21 protein-coding genes are annotated in these 21,907 nt (G+C 37.8%); 13 read left to right on the top strand and 8 right to left on the bottom strand.

From position 1 onward, the window contains the following. Nucleotides 1–133 precede the first annotated feature (133 nt). The 5 genes from cysD to galE all read left to right on the top strand — a co-directional run bounded on the left by cysD (nt 134) and on the right by galE (nt 6,598). On the top strand, nt 134–1,033 hold the full coding sequence (gene cysD, locus ACIGG7_RS17700) for a sulfate adenylyltransferase subunit CysD (RefSeq protein ID WP_397550492.1): 900 nt from the start codon (nt 134–136) through the stop codon (nt 1,031–1,033). Between the two features lies 1 nt (nt 1,034). Then, complete coding sequence (gene cysC / locus ACIGG7_RS17695) at nt 1,035–2,861, top strand: adenylyl-sulfate kinase (RefSeq protein WP_397550491.1); 1,827 nt, start codon at nt 1,035–1,037, stop codon at nt 2,859–2,861. An 89-nt stretch (nt 2,862–2,950) separates the two neighbouring features. Next, complete coding sequence (locus ACIGG7_RS17690; protein WP_397550490.1) at nt 2,951–4,729, top strand: SLC13 family permease; 1,779 nt, start codon at nt 2,951–2,953, stop codon at nt 4,727–4,729. A gap of 46 nt (nt 4,730–4,775) precedes the next feature. Next, nucleotides 4,776–5,579, top strand: coding sequence for a 3'(2'),5'-bisphosphate nucleotidase CysQ (gene cysQ, locus ACIGG7_RS17685; RefSeq protein WP_397550489.1), 804 nt, complete (start codon nt 4,776–4,778; stop codon nt 5,577–5,579). Nucleotides 5,580–5,614: 35 nt separating this feature from the next. Further along, a complete protein-coding gene (galE, locus tag ACIGG7_RS17680) occupies nt 5,615–6,598 on the top strand; it encodes a UDP-glucose 4-epimerase GalE (RefSeq protein ID WP_397550488.1) in 984 nt (327 codons plus the stop codon). 60 nt (nt 6,599–6,658) lie between these two features. Here the strand turns inward: galE and ACIGG7_RS17675 are convergent, their stop codons facing one another. After that, on the bottom strand, nt 6,659–7,588 hold the full coding sequence (locus tag ACIGG7_RS17675; RefSeq protein ID WP_397550487.1) for an LCP family glycopolymer transferase: 930 nt from the start codon (nt 7,586–7,588) through the stop codon (nt 6,659–6,661). 501 nt (nt 7,589–8,089) lie between these two features. Here ACIGG7_RS17675 and ACIGG7_RS17670 point away from each other — a divergent pair. Then, nucleotides 8,090–8,602 carry a VanZ family protein gene (locus ACIGG7_RS17670; protein ID WP_397550486.1) on the top strand — a complete coding sequence of 171 codons (513 nt, stop codon included), beginning with the start codon at nt 8,090–8,092 and terminating at the stop codon, nt 8,600–8,602. A 164-nt stretch (nt 8,603–8,766) separates the two neighbouring features. On the opposite strand, the gene ACIGG7_RS17665 is transcribed toward ACIGG7_RS17670, so the two are convergent. Together ACIGG7_RS17665 and ACIGG7_RS17660 are read right to left on the bottom strand one after the other, a co-directional pair. Then, nucleotides 8,767–9,495 carry a hypothetical protein gene (locus ACIGG7_RS17665; RefSeq protein ID WP_397550485.1) on the bottom strand — a complete coding sequence of 243 codons (729 nt, stop codon included), beginning with the start codon at nt 9,493–9,495 and terminating at the stop codon, nt 8,767–8,769. Nucleotides 9,496–9,552: 57 nt separating this feature from the next. Beyond that, a complete protein-coding gene (locus ACIGG7_RS17660) occupies nt 9,553–10,281 on the bottom strand; it encodes a hypothetical protein (protein WP_397550484.1) in 729 nt (242 codons plus the stop codon). A 300-nt stretch (nt 10,282–10,581) separates the two neighbouring features. Here ACIGG7_RS17660 and ACIGG7_RS17655 point away from each other — a divergent pair, with 300 nt between their 5' ends. The 5 genes from ACIGG7_RS17655 (at nt 10,582) to ACIGG7_RS17635 (ending at nt 14,871) form a co-directional block, all read left to right on the top strand. Continuing rightward, nucleotides 10,582–11,067, top strand: coding sequence for a peptide ABC transporter substrate-binding protein (locus ACIGG7_RS17655; protein WP_397550483.1), 486 nt, complete (start codon nt 10,582–10,584; stop codon nt 11,065–11,067). 202 nt (nt 11,068–11,269) lie between these two features. Beyond that, complete coding sequence (locus ACIGG7_RS17650; RefSeq protein ID WP_397550482.1) at nt 11,270–12,019, top strand: WecB/TagA/CpsF family glycosyltransferase; 750 nt, start codon at nt 11,270–11,272, stop codon at nt 12,017–12,019. 191 nt (nt 12,020–12,210) lie between these two features. Further along, complete coding sequence (locus ACIGG7_RS17645; protein ID WP_397550481.1) at nt 12,211–12,369, top strand: hypothetical protein; 159 nt, start codon at nt 12,211–12,213, stop codon at nt 12,367–12,369. A gap of 29 nt (nt 12,370–12,398) precedes the next feature. Further along, nucleotides 12,399–12,593, top strand: a complete 195-nt coding sequence (locus tag ACIGG7_RS17640; protein ID WP_397550480.1) for a hypothetical protein — start codon at nt 12,399–12,401, stop codon at nt 12,591–12,593. Between the two features lie 511 nt (nt 12,594–13,104). Next, nucleotides 13,105–14,871 (top strand): OmpL47-type beta-barrel domain-containing protein, encoded by a 1,767-nt coding sequence (locus ACIGG7_RS17635; protein WP_397550479.1) that lies wholly within the window; start codon nt 13,105–13,107, stop codon nt 14,869–14,871. A 152-nt stretch (nt 14,872–15,023) separates the two neighbouring features. On the opposite strand, the gene ACIGG7_RS17630 is transcribed toward ACIGG7_RS17635, so the two are convergent. The 3 genes from ACIGG7_RS17630 to ACIGG7_RS17620 form a co-directional block, all read right to left on the bottom strand. Then, complete coding sequence (locus ACIGG7_RS17630; RefSeq protein ID WP_397550478.1) at nt 15,024–15,965, bottom strand: helix-turn-helix domain-containing protein; 942 nt, start codon at nt 15,963–15,965, stop codon at nt 15,024–15,026. 117 nt (nt 15,966–16,082) lie between these two features. After that, nucleotides 16,083–16,973, bottom strand: a complete 891-nt coding sequence (locus ACIGG7_RS17625; RefSeq protein ID WP_397550477.1) for a DUF2628 domain-containing protein — start codon at nt 16,971–16,973, stop codon at nt 16,083–16,085. A gap of 147 nt (nt 16,974–17,120) precedes the next feature. Next, nucleotides 17,121–17,876: a hypothetical protein gene (locus tag ACIGG7_RS17620; protein ID WP_397550476.1), complete on the bottom strand. Its 756-nt coding sequence runs from the start codon at nt 17,874–17,876 to the stop codon at nt 17,121–17,123. A 429-nt stretch (nt 17,877–18,305) separates the two neighbouring features. Between ACIGG7_RS17620 and ACIGG7_RS17615 the strand changes: the two genes are divergently transcribed. Beyond that, on the top strand, nt 18,306–18,656 hold the full coding sequence (locus ACIGG7_RS17615; RefSeq protein WP_397550475.1) for a DUF3221 domain-containing protein: 351 nt from the start codon (nt 18,306–18,308) through the stop codon (nt 18,654–18,656). A 326-nt stretch (nt 18,657–18,982) separates the two neighbouring features. Here ACIGG7_RS17615 and ACIGG7_RS17610 read toward each other — a convergent pair whose 3' ends face one another. After that, nucleotides 18,983–19,870 carry a helix-turn-helix domain-containing protein gene (locus ACIGG7_RS17610; RefSeq protein ID WP_397550474.1) on the bottom strand — a complete coding sequence of 296 codons (888 nt, stop codon included), beginning with the start codon at nt 19,868–19,870 and terminating at the stop codon, nt 18,983–18,985. An 80-nt stretch (nt 19,871–19,950) separates the two neighbouring features. Continuing rightward, nucleotides 19,951–20,916, bottom strand: coding sequence for a glycosyltransferase family 4 protein (locus ACIGG7_RS17605; protein WP_397550473.1), 966 nt, complete (start codon nt 20,914–20,916; stop codon nt 19,951–19,953). A gap of 325 nt (nt 20,917–21,241) precedes the next feature. Here ACIGG7_RS17605 and ACIGG7_RS17600 point away from each other — a divergent pair, with 325 nt between their 5' ends. Next, nucleotides 21,242–21,880: a YdcF family protein gene (locus tag ACIGG7_RS17600; protein ID WP_397550472.1), complete on the top strand. Its 639-nt coding sequence runs from the start codon at nt 21,242–21,244 to the stop codon at nt 21,878–21,880. The last annotated feature ends 27 nt before the right edge of the window (nt 21,881–21,907 follow it).

Here is a 21,907-nt window from a genome sequence, read left to right as displayed (position 1 = left end):
AGATAAGTAAAAAAATATAAATAAAAGTAGCTTATTATCTAGAATGGAAAGCTGTAAAAGCTAATTTTATTGAATGAGTCCCTATTATTCATAACGCTTTTAGAGGAAAAATTCTATTAGGAGGAATCCATTAATGAGAGAACTAACCCACCTCGATCAACTCGAGGCTGAAGCAATATATATTATCCGAGAAGTAGCAGCAGAATGTGAGAATCCAGTGATGCTTTATTCCATTGGAAAGGATAGCTCTGTAATGCTTCATTTGGCAATGAAAGCATTCTATCCTGAGAAGCCGCCATTTCCGTTCATGCATATTAATACGACCTGGAAGTTCAAGGAAATGATAGATTTCCGTGATCGCAAGGCTGAGGAATTAGGAATTGAAATGATTGAACATATTAATCAAGAGGGTGTTGAACAAGGTATAAACCCATTTGATCATGGTTCAGCTTATACGGATATTATGAAAACTCAAGCATTAAAGGAAGCCCTAGATAAATATGGTTTTACAGCTGCCTTTGGTGGTGGCCGTCGCGACGAGGAAAAATCTCGTGCCAAAGAGCGTATCTTCTCTTTTCGTAACAAAAATCATGCTTGGGACCCTAAGAACCAAAAGCCTGAGATGTGGAAACTCTATAATACCAAAATTAACAAGGGCGAAAGCATGCGTGTATTTCCTCTTTCCAACTGGACGGAAAAAGACATTTGGCAATATATAAAGAGAGAAGAAATTGATATTGTTCCTCTTTATTTTGCAAAAGAAAGACCGGTTGTCTATCGTGATGGAAATATTGTAATGGTAGATGATGACCGTATGAAATTAGAACCAAATGAAGAAATCATCACGAAGAACGTCCGTTTCCGTACACTTGGTTGCTACCCTCTTACTGGTGGTGTTGAGTCAGATGCGAATACGCTAGATGGAATCATTGAAGAAACGCTTGGAGCGGTTTCTTCAGAACGTACAAGTCGTGTCATTGACCAAGAAGCTGCTGGAAGTATGGAGAGACGTAAGCGAGAGGGGTATTTCTAAAATGAAGAGTTTATTAAAATTTATTACTTGTGGTAGTGTTGATGATGGTAAATCAACATTAATCGGGCATATGCTTTATGATGCGAAATTACTATTTGCCGATCAGGAAAAAGCTTTAGAGCTTGATAGTAAGGTAGGAAGCCGTGGAGGAGAGATTGATTATTCCCTTCTTTTGGACGGTTTGATGGCTGAAAGAGAACAGGGAATCACCATCGATGTTGCCTATCGCTATTTTACTACGGATCATCGTTCGTTTATCGTAGCTGATACACCTGGTCACGAAGAGTATACTCGTAATATGGCAGTAGGAGCCTCTTTTGCTGATTTAGCCATCATTTTAGTGGATGCTACTAAAGGTGTTATTACTCAGACAAAACGCCATGCACGTATTTGTTCACTAATGGGAATTAAGCATTTAGTACTGGCAGTTAATAAAATGGATTTGATTGGTTTTGATGAAAAACGCTTTGAAGAAATTAAAGCTGAATTTATGCAATTAACCCATAGCTTTAATTTGGAAAGTGTTCAAGTCATTCCTGTCTCAGCAACAGAAGGGGACAACATTACGAAGAAATCTGACTATACACCATGGTACGATGGATTGCCATTATTACCTTACTTAGAAAATGTAGACGTTCGTAAAGACAATCAACAAATTAACTTTGTGATGCCGGTTCAACGTGTCAGCCGCCCTAATCACACATTCCGAGGATTCCAAGGACAAGTTGAAGGTGGGAACATCGCTGTCGGTGAAGAGGTCGTTTCTCTACCAAGTAATGAAAGAGCGAAAGTGAAAAGTATCTTGGTGTCAGATAAAGAGATGGATTCAGCTAGCGTTGGTCAGCCAGTTACCATTCAGTTAGATCGTGAAGTGGACGTTTCACGTGGTTGTGTGTTAACGACTGCAGAAAGTATTCAAGTAACGGATATGTTAACCGCAAGGATTCTATGGATGGATGATACGAAATTAGTTCCTGGTAGGAATTATCTTGTGAAGGTAGGAACAAAAGTTCTTCCTGGGACAGTAATGTCTATTAAACACAAGATAGACATTAATACAGGTAATCATACTCCTGCGGACCAAGTCTTTAAGAATGAATTAGTAGAGTGTGATATTTCACTATCTGAAAACCTAGTATTCGATACCTTTGAAAATAATGAAGCTCTTGGTGGATTAATTCTCATCGATCGTGTATCAAATATGACGTCTGCTTGTGGGGTCATTGAGCATTCTCTACGTCGATCAACAAATGTTGTTTGGCAGAAGACGGATATTACCCGTGATATCAGATCACAACAAAAAGGTCAAAAGCCATTAACGCTTTGGTTTACTGGTTTATCAGGTTCAGGAAAATCAACATTGGCGAACTCTGTTGAGAAACGATTGGTATCACTTGGTCACCATACTATGTTATTAGACGGTGACAATGTACGTCATGGCTTAAATAAGAATTTAGGCTTTAAAGAAAGTGACCGCGTGGAAAACATCCGCAGAATTTCAGAAGTATCCAAATTAATGAATGATGCGGGGTTAATTACACTGGCTTCATTTATCTCTCCATATGAGAGTGATCGTAAAAATGCCAGAGAAATTATAGGTGAAGAATATATCGAAATCTTTGTGAGCACACCACTTGAAGAGTGTGAAAAACGGGATGTAAAAGGCTTGTACCAAAAAGCAAGAGCTGGAGAAATACCTAATTTCACAGGCATTTCTAGCCCTTATGAAACACCAGTTAATCCAGAAATTGAAATCGATACAAGTATACATTCGTTGGAAGAAGCCACTGATATTGTTGTGAAGCAAATTCTTCAACGTTTAAACTAAGATGAATAGAAAGCTACCATCTACCAATAGTAGATGGTAGCTTTCTTACTATTGTCGTAAAGATAGTAAGAAAGGAAGACCAGACTCCCATGTCATTCCAGATGATCTTTGTATTAGGTATGATACTCGTTATGTTAACAGCATTATTATTTGAATGGGCACGCCCAGATATCGTTGTATTTTCAGTTGTCGTGATATTTTTGATTTCGGGAATCCTGAACCCAAATGAAGCATTAAAGGGCTTTTCAAATGAAGGAATGCTAACAATTGCATTGTTATTCATTGTTGCAGGTTCAGTGCAAAAACATGGAATTATTGATCAAGGTATGAAGGATTGGTTGAGTAAGGGGAAAAGTACTAGAGGGTCTATGCTGCGATTCTTTATTCCTCTTCCCGTTCTCTCAGCTTTTTTGAATAACACCCCAATTGTTGTTACGTTTACACCTGTCATAAAAAAATGGTGTGAAGAAAGGGGGATAGCCCCTTCAAAGTTCCTGATTCCCTTATCGTATGTAACAATTCTAGGTGGTACCATGACGCTAATGGGTACTTCTACCAACTTAGTTGTTCACGGAATGTTAAAAGACTATGGACTAGAAGGTTTCTCCCTTTTTCAATTGGGTATCGTGGGAGTACCTATAACCATAATGGGTCTTCTTTATCTTTTTACATGGGGGTTCAGGCTTCTTCCCAATCATCTTGGTTTTAGAGATCAAGTGAAAGCAGATACAAGAGAATATATTGCTGAGATAAGAGTTAAGGAGAACTTCGCTTTTATCAATCAGACAGTTAAAAAGGCTGGTCTGCGAGAACTAAATGGTCTTTATCTTATAGAGATTATTCGCGGAGATGAAAGGATATCTCCGGTACGCTCCACCACAAAGATAAAGATTGGAGATCGATTAATTTTTACCGGGTTAATTTCTACCATTGCTGATTTGCAAAATATAAAGGGTCTAGCTATTGAGACAGGCTCAGAATTAGAGCTAGATGATTTGAAAAATGGGAGTACGCATCTCGTAGAGGCTGTAGTATCTCATCAATCATCGCTACTATCAAAGTCAATCAAGCAATCACAATTCCGATCTAAGTTTGATGCAGGCGTACTAGCTGTTCATCGAAATAACGAAAGAATCAAGAGCAAGGTCGGAGAAATTATTTTGCGACCGGGAGATACATTGCTCCTACTCGCTGGATCTGATTTTATACGAAATTATCAGCAATCAAGTGACTTCTATGTGGTGTCCTCTCTAGAAACTCCATCGAATCTTCAAGAGGACAGAAAAAAAGGCTGGTTTTCTATCGGTATTTTAATAAGTATGATTCTTCTTGTGACGATTGGATGGTTAAGCATGTTTAAAGCGATGACTGTAGCGGTTCTATTGTTAATCGTTACCAAAACGATTACAACTGAGGAAGCCAAAAGGTATGTTCAATTTAATGTTCTTCTGCTTATTGCGAGTGCCTTCGGAGTGGGAGCAGCCATGACAAAAAGTGGACTGGCTGAATGGATGGCAAATGGACTATTAACAATTGGTGAGCCATTAGGAATCGTAGTCATACTATTTTTAATCTATTTGTTAACGAATATATTCACCGAATTAATTACAAATAGTGCAGCTGCCATTTTAATGTTACCAATAGGATTAGAAATCGCATCTTCTTTAGATGTTCCCTATATGGGATTTGCCGTCATTATATCCATCGCTGCCTCTGCTAGCTTTATCACTCCTATCGGTTATCAAACTAATTTAATTGTATATGGACCTGGTGGATATAAATTTAAGGATTATGTAAAGGTAGGGACACCATTGAGTATATTAGTTATGGTGATAACGGTAACAATCGTAAACTTTGTTTGGTTTTAAAGTTAGCTATGAAAATATAAAATTATAGAACGGTGGTTAAATACAGATGACAAAGGTAAATCTAATAGATTTGTTCAACATCTCCCTTGAAGCTGGAAATGAGATCATGGATGTGTATGCCCAAGATTTCGAAGTGGAAGTGAAGGATGATGAATCTCCATTAACACAGGCAGATAAAAGAGCTCACGAAGCAATTATGAATGGCCTGCAAGCTATTGATGCAAGTATTCCTGTATTAAGCGAAGAAGGGAGAGCAATTCCTTACAGTGAACGCCGTAATTGGAGTAAGTTTTGGCTAGTGGATCCTCTGGATGGAACGAAAGAATTCATTAAAAAGAATGGTGAGTTCACTGTAAATATTGCCCTTATTGAAGATCAATACCCATCAGTGGGTATCATTTATGCTCCTGCTCTGGATACATTTTATTTTGGAATTGTTGGAGAAGGAGCGTATAAATTAGAGAACGCATTTAATCAGGACATAACAAATGAAGAAGAGCTAATGAAGGTAAGTGTAATACTCCCGTCATCAGAAGGGGAAGATGTCACTCGTGTTGTTGCGAGTAGATCACATATGTCTGAAGAAACAGAAGCCTTTATTAAAGAATTAGAAGCAAAGTATGGAACAGTGGAAGTTGTGTCCTCTGGAAGCTCCCTTAAGTTTTGTTTGGTAGCAGAAGGAAAAGCTGATTATTATCCAAGATATGCCCCAACGATGGAATGGGATACCGGAGCAGGTCAAGCAATCGTTGAAGCTGCTGGTGGAAAAGTTATGAGGTATGAGGATAATGAAAGATTTTATTATAATCGTGAAAACTTATTAAATGGATGGTTTTTAGTTAGTAAGTAGTGCTAAGACGATAAAAGTTAAAGGGGGAAGGTAGTATGATTCTAGTTGTTGGTGGTGCGGGTTACATAGGAAGTCACTTAGTGAAAGAATTAGTTGAGCAAAAAGAGGTGATCGTTCTAGATAATCTCTCGACGGGACATGAAAGTTTAATAGATAAGCGAGTTCGATTTATCAAAGGTGATTTAGGGGATAGAGAATCACTTGAGCAACTTTTCTCGGAATATCCAATCGAAGCTGTTATGCATTTTGCTGCTAATAGTTTAGTAGGAGAATCTGTAAAGAATCCTTACAAGTATTATGATAACAACGTTTCGAATACTTTAACACTATTAGATGTTATGCATAAGCATGGCGTAAAGAATTTCATTTTCTCTTCCACAGCAGCTACGTATGGTATCCCGGATTCTAATCTTATTACGGAGAAAACAGTAACCAATCCTATTAACCCTTATGGACGCTCTAAGTTGATGATTGAACAGATTTTAGAGGACTTTCACCAAGCGTACGAGTTGAACTACGTGGTGTTACGATACTTTAATGCTGCAGGAGCTCATGTTTCTGGAGAGATTGGGGAGAAACATGACCCTGAAACACACTTAATCCCTATTGTTCTTGAACAACTTTTAGGGAAGCGGGAAAGTATTTCAGTATTTGGTACTGATTATGATACCCATGATGGAACATGTATTCGTGATTACATCCATGTAACTGATTTGGCAAACGCTCATATTCTTAGTCTGAATGCTCTTCTTAATGAACAACTTCAAAAAGCAACCTATAATTTGGGGAATGGTAGAGGATATTCTGTGAAAGAAATCATCGACACATGTGAAAAAGTAACAGGGATAAAAGCAAATGTTATTCTCTCTGATAGACGACCTGGAGATCCTGGTACTTTAGTGGCCTCTTCAGAGAAGATTTATCTTGAATTAGGATGGAAAACTGAGTATAAGTTAGAAGATATTATTGAAAGTGCTTGGAAGTGGCATAGAAATAGTTTATTGGTCTCTAATAATTAAGCGAAAATATTAGAATATCATAAAAAAGAACTTGGGTGTCTCCCAAGTTCTTTACTTATATTAGCTATGGGCTAAATTCTTCTTCAGCATTTCCTTTACTTTATCCTGTTCTTCTTCAGGGACAGTCAAGTAGTACGTACCCCCGATCATACCACCCTGCCCTTTTATCTCATATTGTTCAATCTTATTACGGGCACTACGGTAATTCTTTTGTATATTCATCATATCCTCAAATGTCATATCAGTTTTAACATTACTGCCGAGCACGTCCAAAATGTCATCGAATTTTGTTACCGATGATACATTGGATGCTTTATCAATGATGGCCGTGATAATCTGACGTTGACGCTCATTTCGACCAAAATCGCCGTTAGGATCCAGGTGCCTCATTCTTACATAACCTAACGCTTTAGGGCCATTCAACTCAATATCCCCTTCACGATAATGATATCCCTTTTTATAATAGCCTTCGTCATACCAATCTAGGTCATTGTGAACAGTAACTCCACCCATGGCATCGACTAAGGCGCTTAGAGCTTCCATGTTTACTTTTATATAGTAATCAACAGGAATATCGGTGAAATTCTCAACCGTTTCAATGGCCATTTTTGTACCGCCAAACGCATAGGCATGATTGATTTTATCCCTTGTACCATGTCCAATGATCTCTGTTCTGGTATCACGTGGGATACTGATCATCTGCATCTTTTCTTTCTCGGGGTTCAAGGTCATCATAATCAGAGCATCCGACCGGCCCTGGTCATTTTCACGCTCATCCACCCCCATCATTAAGATGGAGATAGGTTCAGCAGGTTTATCTTCTTCTTCGGTGATATTAGGTGAATCTTTTGGTTTGTCCCTTTTCACTTCTTCATGCATATCTTCTGCTGTGCCTTTAACGGAGTCATACATGTAATAAGCATATCCGCCAACTCCAATGAATAACAGTATAACAACGGTAACAATACTCCATATAATTTTTTTCTTCACTTGAATGTCCTCACTTTTTCGCATAGATAATTCAATTTTACCGAACCTTCAGGCTATAGTAAATATTGGATAGTGGTTTTTAGTGTATTAAATAAGGGAAAATCGATCATAATAACATCAAAAACGACTATTTTAGATAATAGTTTTGAATAATTTTGATCGTATTCTGACAAACTTCTCATTAGTAAGCGCTTACAATGAGAGGACAACGCTCGAATACTCCGTGATCACTAAAAAAGGTTAGGGGTGCTTGATCCATGAAAGAAGAAGGGAACTTTATCAAAGGCATGTATTGGGGAACATTGTTAAGTATTCCTCTATGGGTTTCTGTTTTTGGATGGGTGAAGATTGTGCGAGGGTTATTTGTATAGATAATAAAGTTAGGATGGTAACCTCTGTCATTAAAGACGGAGGTTTTTGTTTTCCACTATTCGCATGATTTAATTATGTTAGTATAGTTTTAATATATTTCATTTAGTATATAGAAAGAAGCTGGTCATTATGAAAGTAAAAAAGCAAAAATACCTTGTGTGGTTATTCCTCACTTTCATCTTTATGATGGTGATTTATTTTATATCTGACATGCCTTATGAAGCGCAAGATATTAAGCCTTTATTAGAGAGTAAGATGGAAAAGAAGTTCATTTCCGTCCCTGATGTAAAAATAAAGTACGATCAACAGGTCGTCTCATCATCGAGTCCTTATGAGTTTATAGAATTTCTCTACCGAAAAGCAGGGCATATTTTAGGTTATTTTACTTTAACGCTGCTTTGGATTAAGACATTGAGCTATACCAAGTTAAAGCTTGCTAAGAAACTTCTATTTAGTATCTTACTTTCAATTGCATATGCTGGCATGGATGAGTTTCATCAAACTTTTGTGCCGGGGAGGACCGGGCATTTGATAGATGTTGTGGTAGTGGATTTGATGGGGGTTGTTTTAGCGGTGGTTTGTGTGGTTGTTATAGAGGCTTTTAAGAGTAAATCGAATACAGAAGTTAGGAATGAAGTTTAGCGGAAAGTTCTTCGAGAAGGTTGAGTGTATGATAACTGCGTTTCTTTTTATTGAGGAATAAGATAGTAGTTTATTAATAATTAATAGACCCCCTTTGATATTTGATAATCAGGGGGTCAAATTAAATGGATACTATCAGGTTGTATTAAGGCATAGGTTATTTATTATAGACTCAATTCGTTTATTCGTTTCCTCGTATATTCTTTAGTTAAGCCAATAATGAGAAGTTGTTTTAATAAGTTTAATAATTGCTCTTCATTTTCATTACTTATTTCAACTAAAGGTAATTCAATGTTGTCACCTTCCACTTTTAACTCAAAAGTAGTTTGAAGAAGGTGTAATATAGTAGACTTATTCTCTTTTTTCACTCCAAGTAATTTGTAATCAGTTGACATCTTCTTATATTTACTATTTAGATATTTATGAAAGCCATATTGAGTTAAACCATTATATTGGGTTGAAGAGTTAGGTTTGCGAATTTCAAATAGTAAAAAGCGAGAAAAAGCGTCATCATATACCGAAGCAGGCTCTCCTCTATTTCCCCAATTAGCCAAAAGAAGGCGACCTTTTCTTAATTCATTCTTGAATTGCAGAAGAGTATAATCTAGACTAACTCCAATCACTGACCTATCATTATCCCCATACTCTTGCCAGGTACTATTAAAATAAACTTCTATGGAATCTGTAAGTGCAAACCTCTTATTAGGTAACACTGACATTATTTGATGATATATTTTATCAACTAGTACTTGATTGGTTAGCAAGTCAGTAGATAGTACTTTACTATGATCCGTGTGCCTATTTGTGCCATACTTTTTTATATATCGAGTAGGGTTTTTTTCTCGATACCTCATATGCTCGGTATAATAAGCCCTTTCTTGAAACCAACTCATTCATTTACACTCCTTTCTATAAACAGTGATGTTGAAACGGTTAGTTAAGGATTAGAATTACACTTTATCAACCGGTGCACGATAATCCGGATTACTCTGACTATATCCGCCACCTTGTTCAATAGTGCGATCAACACTTGTGTCTCCATCACCATCTCGCCAGTACCCCTCTACATAAGTACCATCCGCTCGATAATAGCCATCTACCCAATGAGGAGCTACTCCATGATGATTGGGGTTTTCTTCAGTTATGTATTCTCCTTCAGTGGATGCCGACACAGAACTATTTGACTGGTCGTCCATTGCCATGTTTCCAGTATCTAGTCCTCCCTCGTTCCCATTGATATCCACCACATCTGCAACATCCAAGATGGAAACGCCGAGAGCTCCTACCGCGACGGTTTTACCAACATCTCTGAGGCCTTTCTTCCAGCGTTCTTCGTCTCCATCCATGATGCCGCCTGCTACATTCCCTACACTTTTTGCAGTAGAGTGTATACCCTGTCCAACTGCTTTTGCGGTGCTGCTAACACCGTCTCCAATATCAGAGAACCCTTTATCAATCATAGAATCATCATTGCTCACCATTCCACTGCCAACATTCCAAACGCCTTCTGCCACGTTTCCTAACTGTTTACCAGCAAATTCAGTGGATTGTTTGACTCCATCCCCAACTTCCTTAATGAAATCTGAGCCTGTAAGTTCTCCGACACCTTTTATGACTCCTCCTGTTACCCCTCCAACCAATTCTCCAGCACCTTTGCCTAAGCTTTTTAGAAATCCCATGCTATGACCCGCTTTCTTTTATCCTGTTTTTTATGTACATAATGATTAATAGATTGACTAAGTTATTTTACATTATTAGTATAATTAATAGTATATATTGACTATTATATCCCTTGGATATGTAAAAAACTAGTATATTAGGAGCCGAGGGGACAGGTCCCTGAGTGCCAGAGGGACAGGTACCTTGGCTCTTTGTTTTGAAGTGAACGAGCCGAGGGACCTTTCCCCATGGCATGCTTTTAATAAGTCAAAAACAAAGCAAGTTGAAAAGGAGGTTGAATATGAGAGGTTGAATATGAATTGAATTTAAAATATATTACGACTCTTCTTGTGTTAACCATATTCCTTTCCGCTTGTAATAATGGAGTGAAACCAAAGGAACATTTAGTAGAAATATACAGTGAAGCATTAACCTCTATTATGGAGCAGGATGAAGGTCTAAGTGGTGACATGAAATATATTGCCATTGATATGAGTAATTTTGACGAAGTTAGTGATAGTGAAAAGAAAGAAATCCTTAAATATTTTAAAGGTGAATATAAAGTTGAAGTAATGGACGCCACTTTAAAACAACTGCAAGAAAAAGGGTTATATGATTCGAGTTCTCTGGTTTTGGATGGCGTGCTTCTGAGAATTGAAAAAATTGATTTTAAAGGAAATACCGAAGTCCTTTTTGAAGGCTCCAAGTATCGTTCCGGTGATTGGGCTGTTGGAGTAATAGGTACGGTTTATTATAAAGGTAAAAAATGGAATTACCGAAATATAAAAGTGACTTGGATTAGTTAATTATCTTGTTTGTTGGAATCAGAGGTAAGGAAGCTAAATCAATTAAGTAAACTACGGATTGTCTCTCAATGATAGAAAATAGTAAAAAACCAGCTGATCTTCATTGGTTAATTATGAGCAATATTTTCGGATAAGATTATGAAAGAAAGTAATGGGCTAAAAGGGTGAAGTTTACATTATCAATAGTTTTAGGAGTGAATATATGAATAATATAGTTAGAATTTTAGGAAGTCCTTTTTCGAAAATGACATTAAATGAAACGACAGATTTATTAGAAAAGCACATACAAGAAAAGCAGTCTGAACTTTTTCACCTTATTACTGTAAATCCAGAAATCTCTATTACTTCACAGTCAGATAAAGAGTTCAAGCAAATTATCGATGATGCTAATTTAATTACACCAGATGGAATTGGTATTGTGATGGCTTCTAAAATTAGAAGACAACCTATTAAAGAGAGAGTGACAGGGTTTGACCTCCTATATAAGTTATTAAAAAAAGGAAATGAACACGGTTGGAGCTTTTATTTTCTTGGAACCGATGAAGATACGAACAAAAAGGCTGTTGAGGAGATAAGAAATTTATATCCAAACGTTTCAATTGTAGGTAGGCAACATGGTTTCTTCTCCAAAGAGAAAGAAAGCTCCATTGTGTCTTCTATAAACAAATTAAAACCAGATATCTTAATTGTCGCTATGGGAGCACCACGTTCTGATAAGTGGATCTATACATATAAGTCAGATTTAAATCAAGTGAAATTGGTGTTTGGGGTTGGTGGAAGTTTGGACGTTATTGCTGGCAAGGTAAAGCCAACACCAGAGTTATGGAAAAAACTTAATCTTGAGTGGCTACACAGGTTAATAACCGTTCCAGTTGCAAAAGGACAAAAATCAAGGTGGCTAAGACAGTCAGCAATACCTAAATTTATTTATCAAGCGATTCTTAAAAAGTAGAGCCAGGGGTAGAGCCAGGGGGACAGGTCCCTTGGCTTTTTTTGAAGAAAGAAGTGAGCCAAGGGGCCTGTCCCTCTGGTTTGAAATTTAAGGTTTCTGTTAAGTAGAGAGTGTAGAATTATATATAGTACTGCTATAGATAGATGTAGAAAGTTAGTTGAATTACCCAATAATAAAATGGGGGGGTTAAGGTGAGAAAGAAAATCCTTTTAGGTCTTATCCTATTAATTGGAATCTATTTCACTTACCGGTTTTTCACGATGCAAGGTGGAATCGATATGAGGATTGGCAGTCTCTTTGTTGCAGTATTTTCTTTTTTGAGTTTTTATATCGCTCTCAAGAAAAGATAAAAATGAACAGGATATTTAGGGGGTTAGGGATGAAAGTGTGTAAAATGATTTTTAAAAGTATGATTGCAGTAGCTTTATTGATTACGATGATTCCAGGGTCTCTTGCTCTTGCTAGTGAAAAAGAAAACCTGTCTGATAGTAATTTTACGATCATTACACAGTCAGATAGTCTTGTAGTATATGAGATCATTCTGATTCTCCATTTTGTTTATTCTTCAAGATGATGGTTGATCGGGGACGGTTCTCTCGCTTCCTTCTTCTTAAATCTTGAATACCTTCAACTAGATATAATGACGTCACCTGATTCACGCAGGAAAACACAAGAATGGTCCCACTGCTTCCTGTATCTCCGAAAAAATCACTGCAATATTCGTCTAGTTTTGTAGAAGATATTTACAAATGAGTAATATATTCCTAGAATTAAATTAATCAAATTTCTTGAGGGTGTGATTTTAGTATCAAAAAAGGTTCTGTATGTAGGACTATTGGTTGTCTTGTTGTTTACTTCTATCGGACTACGGAAAAATGTTATTTTTGCAGGAAAAGAAGAGAGTGGAAAGATTGAAATGATAAAAAAACATTCTGTGGAAGAAGAAAAAGTAACTCGGGATCCTACACGTCCCATATGCTTGAATAAGTAGAAAATTTTTAATTTTTGTTGATGCATTTATTACATGATACCTTATTCCTTTCTTTATAAAAGAGTTGTAAAAAAATAATAATGAGGGTGATTGAATGAAGAGAAAACCAGGAAAAATAGGACTGTGTTTAATATCCCTGCTTTTGCTTCTTACAGGAATTTTTCCGATTTCTGATGTTAAGGCTGGTTCTAGCATTGAGGTACGGTTATCAAAGTATAACTTTCGTATTTATGATGTGGAGCCAGGAAAGGTTTATTCGGATAGCTTGACCTTTTATAATGACAACGACGTAGATGTCTATTACTACATAGCTGCTGCCAATGCGTGGACAGCAAAAAATGGAGGAGTGGCCATCACCACAACTTCACATGATGACATGTTTCCGTTAATATCGAGTATTACCGATGAAAGGGCGGCCTTAAGAGATTACATCGAAGTCACAGATGAAATGATCACTGTCCCTGCCAATGGTAATGTCGTTGTACCTGTCACCATCACGGCTCCAGAAGGTTTTGAAAGAGGTAGAATTATGGGAGGGTTGAAAATAAAACAGTACGACCCTACTGAACCAGAGCAGACGGGACCCATCAATATGGAGTCCGCTGTGGGATTACCCATTTCTCTGTTCTATGGTGATGGAGTGGAGACGCCGGACTTTTCCTTCGTACCATCTTACATCAATTTTACCCTAAGTGGCGATATTTTAAGTGTTGGGTTGAAAAATGACTCAACAAGCTATACTTATGTGGAAAACTTCCGTTATCGAGTAGAAGATATGAATGGGAATGAAGTATTTGCAGGAGATCCTGGATCATTTTATATGACGCCGTACGCTTTGATCTACTATCCGGTCTGGTGGAAAGGGCCTAGAGATGTCATAGCGGATTATAAAGTGTTTATAGAAGCTACGGTTAACGGACAATTGATTAAGGATGAGCATGTCGTAACGTATGACCACGAAAAGTATTATAGTAAAGTTCCTTTCACAACACCAATCCTTTCATCAGACGTATCAGATGATGGATGGTATAACGAAGATGTTCAAGTGGGCTTCAATGCGGTAGACCCGAATTATGAAATTTTTAAAACGTATTATTGGTTAACTGGTGAGTCCACTTATAGGACGTATAAGGAACCTTTTACCGTTAATCAAGAAGGTATCCAAACAGTAAGGTATAAGAGTGCAAATGTAGTGGGCTATAGTCCTAACTCATGGAGCTCCCTTCAACTTAAAGTGGATAAAACCAAGCCTTCAACTGACATTATTCTTCATGGTGATTCAGGGAATCAAAACAATTGGTATAATTCAGATATCACCTTTAATTTAAATGGAACAGATGCACTCTCTGGTGTGAAAAGCACTCAATATCGAATCAATGGTGGGGAATGGAAAGATTACTCCTCTGATGTGTTATTGTCGGAGGAAGGGGAATACGCCATTGATTACCGATCTAAGGATAAAGCGAATAATATAGAAGATTATAAGACCTCTGTTGTCTTTATTGATAAAACGGCGCCAATGCTAGAACTATCAGTAGATAAGGATATATTAAGAGTACCAAATAAGAAGTTTGAAGAAATCAATGTTTCAACAACCACAAATGATAATTTTGGAGTCGATTATATTAATCTACTTTCTATAAAAAGTAGTGAATCCGAACTTTTAAGCGATGAATCTTATGTCAAGGACGCCTTGATCAATACAGAAGATAAAAGCTTCTCATTGCTTGCTGACAGAGACCCGAGGGGAGAAGGCAGGCTTTACACCATTACTTATGAAGTTGAAGATTTTGCGGGTAATAAAAGCAGAGCTGAAACCTATGTTCGGGTTCCTAAGCACCCAGGGCCAAAAAATCACTAAAGATAAATATATTTTGTGGCCTGATCCGCCGTACGTCAATGCCTTAAAGTGTATTATCACTTTGGGGCTTGGCTTTTATATAGGGATTTTAGAATAGAGCGACAAGTTCCGTGTCACGGTGTGCATGTCCTAAATAAAAAAAGGCGGTGGTATTAACAATCCACCGTCTTTTCTTGTTTGTCCGGGACAAGGGACCTGTCCCTATCTCCCGACAATCGTTGCGTAATTTCCTCAATCTTTGGCACAAGAAACGCCACATAAGGCTCATCATTCCGCAGCTCAAACATATGCAATGCATGCTGGAAGTAAGGAAGAGCTTTATCGTATTCATTCTTCAACTCATAATTGTAGCCAATTTGATAATGAAGCTCACCCAGTCCCCAAAGCAACTCCTCATCAAAACACCAGCTTATGGCTTTATGACAGTAATCCGACGATTCTTCCAGCTCTCCTAAACGTGTAAGCGCTCTTGATATATTATAAAATAATTTGGTTTTAATACTTTTATCCTGTAATTGTCCGGTCGTATTCATGGCCGTTTCGACTTCTCTAAAATAATGCAGAGATTCTTCATATTGATGTTTAGTGTAATGAATGGCACCGTTGCTCGCCAGGATCTCCATTTCCCTCTCAGACATCGCCTTTTTCTGATGAGCGGTGAGGTGAAATGCTTTATGTAAGAGAGAAGAGGCCGTTTCAGCATCCCGTTTCACTTCGAATTGATAAATCCCTTTATGCCAGCAAAGAAGTTGAAGGAGTTCATTGTCCTTATAGAATAGTGGGTTCTTTTCCTCGCTCTTGACCAGTTCCATCATTTCCTCGTATTTCCGATAAACCCTTAAGTATCTCAATTGTTTTTCCACTTCTATGATGTAATCAAGACGTGGAGTGGTCCCGATTTCAAAGAAATAGTTTACGTCGACGCCGAGCTTAACCGAAATTTGGTATAAAGCCGTAGCGCTGGGATAAATATCCCCTTTTTCAATACGGCTGATCAGCGCCTGAGTACAGATGCCTTCTGCGAGATCCCCTTGAGTAATCCCGACGACCTTTCTCAATTCTTTGATCTTTGTCCCTATGACTGAGTAATCCATTTTTCCACCTCCTGAAAGGGTCATTTTAATTAGTTTAACAAAAAAGAGACTGAGAATGAGGCAGGCCTCTCACTCCATTAAAAAAACACCCATCTAAGATGGATGTTTCTAACGAAATTACTCTTCAGTAAAAATGGTATCAATGAACCTATTAATCTCTTCATCTGACATCATTTCTTCATTAATCGTTACCGTGTCAATCTCAAATGAGTCCTCCGTTAACATGAAATCCACCGTTACAGGAATGTCTTCTGAGTCTTGGTTCACTAACCCTGAAAAACGAACAACATCATTCGGGCTATCATTAGATATATATTCCCACTCCGGTTCATCAAAGTAATGTTCAAAACCTTCCCCAATGGTTTGTGATGGATAGTCATAAAATGCTCCATCCTTCACATACGAAATTTGATCAGCGTTCGTTGGGAAAATAATCATTGAGATGATGGTATAGATGATTAAAATGGCTGCAGCGATAAAAACGCCTAACCAGCTAGTGCCACCTTTCTTTTTCAACCAGGTCATCTTTTGTTCATGATTCATCGGTTGACGATTAGCTTTATCGATAAATCTATTTGTATGTTTTAAATAAAGGTCATTCCCAAATAAACCTAAAACAGTTGCAAAAGGCACTGTGTAGAAATTCACCCCGGGATCAAGGGGGGTCATATCATTCATAAAAAATAAAAGGAAATCCATCAGGAAATAGATAAGAGCAATTCCTACAACATGAACGTACATTTTCCTATAGCCAAACCAAAAAGGTGCAAAGAAAAAGGTCACCCAGTTCCAACTGATTGTTTTATTATGCTGCTTCATTTTTCCCCATTTTTTTTGATAGTAATCTACATTCTTATGTACAAATGATGTTCTTAATTCTTCGTCAAGATCGATAGGTGTATCATCCATTTCCTTATCTGCTGAATGATTTCCGTTTGATTCTTTTCCACATTTCGAACAAAAGGAAGCCTCTTCTTCTAATTGACTCCCACACTTATCACAATACAAAAAACCACCTCTTCTACCAAAAATAGCACATTACGATATGCCTATTATTTATTTAAACAGATATCTTGGATGAGTAAAAGGTGTTTTCTCTATAAATGAGACTGGGGAAGGGGACAGGGGGGACAGGTCCACTGTCCCTCTGTCCCATTAATAATGCTTTTTATTGTAATCAACCTTCAATACATACCCTGTGTCATGTAAATAGGTTACGACGACATGTTTATCCTGAACTCTTAGGGATCCCAGGGGAAAGGTTAATCTAGTCCTGGCGCCGGCAACACTTGCTTCAACTGTTGGAGACTTTGAAGCATGATAGACATTACGTGGTATGCCACCTGCCGTTTCTACATTGTTATGTAAATAATGATCAAATTCAAGAATAAAACTTCCGTTGGAAAAAGCACATAACACGGAAAAAATGACGTTGATATAAAAAGTGTCTTTTTTCGTTACGAAAAAAAAGGAAATAATCGTGAATAACCATAATAAAACCGTACCAATCACCATTGAAAGGTAATTGAAATTAAGGATGGCCAGAACGACTACAACTCCAAAAAGAAGCCTAATCCCCAATGGGAAGGGGCTGGAATATTCTTCATCTAACATGATATATCCAGCAGGAACCGGTTCTTTAAATTCCCCCTTAACGCCTGAATAGATTTGACAACAGAGCATAAATCCTCCTGTTGCCGCTAAAATCATCCAATAAATTTTCATATTTACATCTATTTCACTCATTAAAAAGATAAATGAAAAAGTAAGAATAAAGAGGACATTCGCTAATCGTGTAATGAGCGATATCGGTTTTCGCGATTTTAAAATAAAGACCGATAACATGGCAGCAAGAACCACCGGGACCAATTCAAATGTATATGAGCTAACGAATGTGACGAAATGATACATATCTATCAACCTATCTGTCATTATGGAATAAACTTTCTTGACTATTATAACATTGAGGGTGAGCCGGGGGGACAGGTCCCTTGGTTCTTTTGGTGCATAGTGTAGCTGAAGTAGCTGTTACTGATAGAATGAATATTGTAAACAATAGGAAGATATCATATCTTAGAATAGATTAGAGGGATTGTGTGTACACATTAATTAATCACGTTCCGATGCAAGTATTTGGGCTGATTATATTTCCAAATGCAGTTTATCTAACAATAGTAGTGATAAAGCAAAAGAACTTAGAATATTCAAATTCGTTGCAGGCTCGATATTGAAATTGAGGAACTCTAATTAATGGGATCCATGGGGAGGGTTCAGGCTTAACTTTAAACTGTAGAATGTCTTTTTGAAAATGTTATCAAATAGGGGAAGAGGAGGAATTCAATGAGCTACAAATCAAAATCAGTAATCATATTGCTGCTATCTATGGTTACAATCTTATTGTCAGGCTGCTTCAATTCACACTATGATGGCATTATCAGTGCAAAGAACGATGAATTCAATAGAGTATTAGTCATTCAAAATGTCTCTAAGGATATAATAAAAGAGAAAGAAATCGGTGAAATCATAAAAATCGCTCAAGAAAATGATGGTATATGGTTTGGTGTTCAGAAGGAAACATACGAAAACCTGAATATAGGCGAAAAAGTTAAAGTGGAATATTCGAAAAATGGTGATACTGCAGATTCTGATCCTCCTATAATGGGTGCGGAGGATATTAGGGTGATTGAATAAAGGAACCAGAGGGACAGGTCCCCTGGCTCTTTTTTTACATACAGTATAGGAAAGATTACTTTATAGAATTGATCCTGTGATATATTCTATTTTTGTGTCAATATAATCTATTAGCTTCTCAAACTCTCCTTCAAAACATAACCTTCGCGAATGGTGATTGATGATGGAGCGATACTTTAGCTTTACAACCGACATCGTAAACAAACAACGTGAAACTAACTGAATTTCTTTATCATCGAAGAATAGTGTTTGCTCGCTTTCGAATCGTTCTACTAGTTCAAAATAGTCATCCTTTAGAAACAGTTTTTTTTATGGAAAAAAACGAACTATGCTTTCTGACGTCTCATCTCCTCCAACTTCTTTCCAACAAAGTCTATATGCACTTTATGATCCCGAAGTTCAAACATATGAAAGGCCCGCTCCATATAGAAAAGGGCATTTTCAACGTCATTCATCAGTTCATAGTTATAGCCAATTTGATAATGAAGCTCACCGATTCCCCATAGAAGCTCTTCTGCAAAACACCATTTGATCGCTTTCAGGCAATAATCAGTAGATTCTTCCAACCTTCCACAGCGAGTCAAGACCCTGGCTATCATATAAAACAATTTCGTTTTGATTACTTTTTCTTGTAGTTGTTCCGTTGTTTTCATGGCGTTCTCTACTTGGTGATAATAATCGAGTGCTTCGTCATATTGCTCGTGAGCAGCATGAATTGTCGCGATACTTGAAAGGATTTGCATTTCTCTTTCGGACATAGCCTTCTTAGAGTGTGCGGTCAGATGATACGCTTTATGTAAAAGGGTAATGGCCGATTCGGTTTCCTTTTTCTCTTCATGCAGGTAGATCGCTTTATGCCAGTAGAGTAACTGAAGCTTCTCATTATCTTTATAAAAAAGAGGGTTTTTTTCCTCCATTTTCACTACTTCAATCATTCCTTTATACTCCCATGTGTTTCTGAAGTATTTCAATTGCCTCTCGACTTCCCGAATATAATCCAGCCTGGGCGTGGTCCCGATTTCAAAGAAATAATTGATGTCGACCCCAAGCTTAACGGCAATTTGATAAAGAGCGGTGGCACTTGGATAAATGTCCCCCTTTTCAATCCGGCTGATGAGTGCCTGTGTACAGATTCCCTCTGCCAGGTCTCCCTGTGTGATCCCCACTACTTTTCTCATTTCCTTTATTTTGGTTCCGATTACGGAGTAGTCCATGGTTGCGCCTCCTTAGAATGCTCTTTAATTAATAGTTTACCATGAGCCAAGGTGAGCCAAGGGACCTGTCCCTCTGGCTCTTAAAAATGGATTGACATCAATATGAAGATAGCGGAAGCACTGGTTGTGATACATAGTAGATAGATAATCATTACGGCTTGGACTTGTGACAGCCCGTAGCCGAGCAGGCGGTGGTGTAAGTGCAGTTTATCCGCATGAAAGATGGATCGGCCTTGTTGGATTCTTTTTAAGAAGACAAATAGAGTATCAAAGATCGGGATCGCCAGTATCAATAAAGGGATGTTGATGGTGATGACCGTGATGGTCTTCATGGCCCCGATTATAGAAATAGCTCCTATCATGAATCCAAATAGGGTAGACCCCGTATCGCCCATAATAATTTTCGCCGGGAAAAAGTTATGAGGTAAGTATCCGATTGCTACCCCTAACATAAGTGCAGAGAGAAGGGCAGAGACAGGTTGATTCATCATTATGGACGTGATTAGGAAGGTGAAGGAGAAAATACCCGCCATTCCACCAGCTAATCCGTCCAGGCCATCCATAAAGTTGATGACATTTATGATGAAAATGATCCACACCATGGTAAACAGCTTACCAAGGATAGGTGAAAGCTCCATATACCCTAAGACGGGGATATCGATTTGAGATACGTAATCCCCGAATTGAACGATCAGAAAAGCCGCGACGAACTGAACCAACAGCCTTGGAAATGGAGAAAATTCTTTTGACCTTGTTTTATAGTAGTCGTCTATGAACCCGATTGTACTTAGCATAACAACCGCTATTAATAAGGCGATGGTCAAACTCGTAGTTAAATAGTCAAACCAACTTAATAATAGTATGCCAATCAGAGTGATGACCGTGAACACTGCTCCTGCCAACATAGGCAGGGGTTTTTTATGTACTTTTCTATTGTTGGGATTATCAACGAAATTGATTTTAATGGCGAAAGGGATAATGAACTTAACTCCTACATACGTGGTGATTGCAGTTAAGAGAACGATTATCAGAGATAATGTGATCATATTAAATTAGTACTCCTTTGAAAGAATAGGATAGCTATTAGACTAGTAATTGAACATTTTCTTACAGTATATTACAACAACCTGTGATTTTCTACATTTTGTAGAAAATAGTTCCAAAGATAGGGACGGAGTGCCGGGGGGACAGGTCCCTTGGCTCGTTTTGGAAGAGTTGAGCCGGGGTGTCTGACCCTTCGGTTCTTAATTCTTGCTTAGAGATATAGTGAGAATAAATGGTTAATTTTTACTATTTTTATGTATGGAAATGTATTAGGATTAGGTCACGGACTTGTCGTTACGATACAGGGGATTTAGTGGAGCGTGAGCCATGGGGACAGGTCCCTTGGCTTTTTTTGAAAGGATTGATCTATTGAGTAGAGAATACCGGATAAGAGTAATTTTTGGGGCAGTGTTCATTTTCTTTGTTTTCGTTAGCTATTCAGCTTTTAGCATTTGGACTTATGGAGACAAAGTTCAATTAGTTAAGTCGGATGCGGGTGTGGTCCTTGGTGCTGCCGTTTGGGATGGTGAGCCATCACCTGTTTTACGGGAGAGAGTCAATCATGCTATTTGGCTAAATGAGAATCATTATGTTGATAAGATTATTTTTACCGGAGGCAAGGGGGAGGGGAATAAGTATGCAGAATCTGAAGTGGCACGGGATTATGCTATTGAAAATAATGTTGATCCTGATGATATTTTGATTGAGAAAAAATCTAAAATCACTGAAGAGAACCTGAAGTATGCTTATGAAATAGCGGTTGAAAATAACCTTAATACCTTTTCCATTGTAAGTGATCCTTTGCATATGAAAAGAGCCATGTTAATGGCTGAACACACTGGAATGGATGCTTATTCGTCACCTACGCCAAGTTCAGTGTATAAGACGTGGGGTACTAAAGTTCCGTTCTTTTTGCGAGAGTTGTTTTTTTATGTTGGGTATGTATTTTGTTTGCCGTTTAGATAGGGTGAGGCGAGGGGAGCCAAGGGGACA

It is taken from the genome of Rossellomorea sp. NPDC077527 (genome assembly GCF_044542955.1).
Lineage (GTDB): Bacteria > Bacillota > Bacilli > Bacillales > Bacillaceae_B > Rossellomorea > Rossellomorea aquimaris_E.
The sequence above is the reverse complement of the archived record's forward strand: the minus strand, read 5'-3'. Positions and strand labels throughout refer to the sequence as shown.

Bases quoted from the DNA above. Each gene is read 5' to 3' on its own strand.
- ACIGG7_RS17635 (WP_397550479.1), top strand. From the start codon at position 13,105: ATGAAGAGAAAACCAGGAAAAATAGGACTGTGTTTAATATCCCTGCTT.
- ACIGG7_RS17630 (WP_397550478.1), bottom strand. From the start codon at position 15,965: ATGGATTACTCAGTCATAGGGACAAAGATCAAAGAATTGAGAAAGGTC.
- ACIGG7_RS17650 (WP_397550482.1), top strand. From the start codon at position 11,270: ATGAATAATATAGTTAGAATTTTAGGAAGTCCTTTTTCGAAAATGACA.
- ACIGG7_RS17690 (WP_397550490.1), top strand. From the start codon at position 2,951: ATGTCATTCCAGATGATCTTTGTATTAGGTATGATACTCGTTATGTTA.
- ACIGG7_RS17670 (WP_397550486.1), top strand. From the start codon at position 8,090: ATGAAAGTAAAAAAGCAAAAATACCTTGTGTGGTTATTCCTCACTTTC.
- ACIGG7_RS17605 (WP_397550473.1), bottom strand. From the start codon at position 20,916: ATGATCACATTATCTCTGATAATCGTTCTCTTAACTGCAATCACCACG.
- ACIGG7_RS17610 (WP_397550474.1), bottom strand. From the start codon at position 19,870: ATGGACTACTCCGTAATCGGAACCAAAATAAAGGAAATGAGAAAAGTA.
- ACIGG7_RS17640 (WP_397550480.1), top strand. From the start codon at position 12,399: ATGAAAGTGTGTAAAATGATTTTTAAAAGTATGATTGCAGTAGCTTTA.
- ACIGG7_RS17600 (WP_397550472.1), top strand. From the start codon at position 21,242: ATGGGGACAGGTCCCTTGGCTTTTTTTGAAAGGATTGATCTATTGAGT.
- cysD (WP_397550492.1), top strand. From the start codon at position 134: ATGAGAGAACTAACCCACCTCGATCAACTCGAGGCTGAAGCAATATAT.
- ACIGG7_RS17620 (WP_397550476.1), bottom strand. From the start codon at position 17,876: ATGTATCATTTCGTCACATTCGTTAGCTCATATACATTTGAATTGGTC.
- cysQ (WP_397550489.1), top strand. From the start codon at position 4,776: ATGACAAAGGTAAATCTAATAGATTTGTTCAACATCTCCCTTGAAGCT.
- ACIGG7_RS17660 (WP_397550484.1), bottom strand. From the start codon at position 10,281: ATGGGATTTCTAAAAAGCTTAGGCAAAGGTGCTGGAGAATTGGTTGGA.
- cysC (WP_397550491.1), top strand. From the start codon at position 1,035: ATGAAGAGTTTATTAAAATTTATTACTTGTGGTAGTGTTGATGATGGT.
- ACIGG7_RS17615 (WP_397550475.1), top strand. From the start codon at position 18,306: ATGAGCTACAAATCAAAATCAGTAATCATATTGCTGCTATCTATGGTT.
- ACIGG7_RS17665 (WP_397550485.1), bottom strand. From the start codon at position 9,495: ATGAGTTGGTTTCAAGAAAGGGCTTATTATACCGAGCATATGAGGTAT.
- galE (WP_397550488.1), top strand. From the start codon at position 5,615: ATGATTCTAGTTGTTGGTGGTGCGGGTTACATAGGAAGTCACTTAGTG.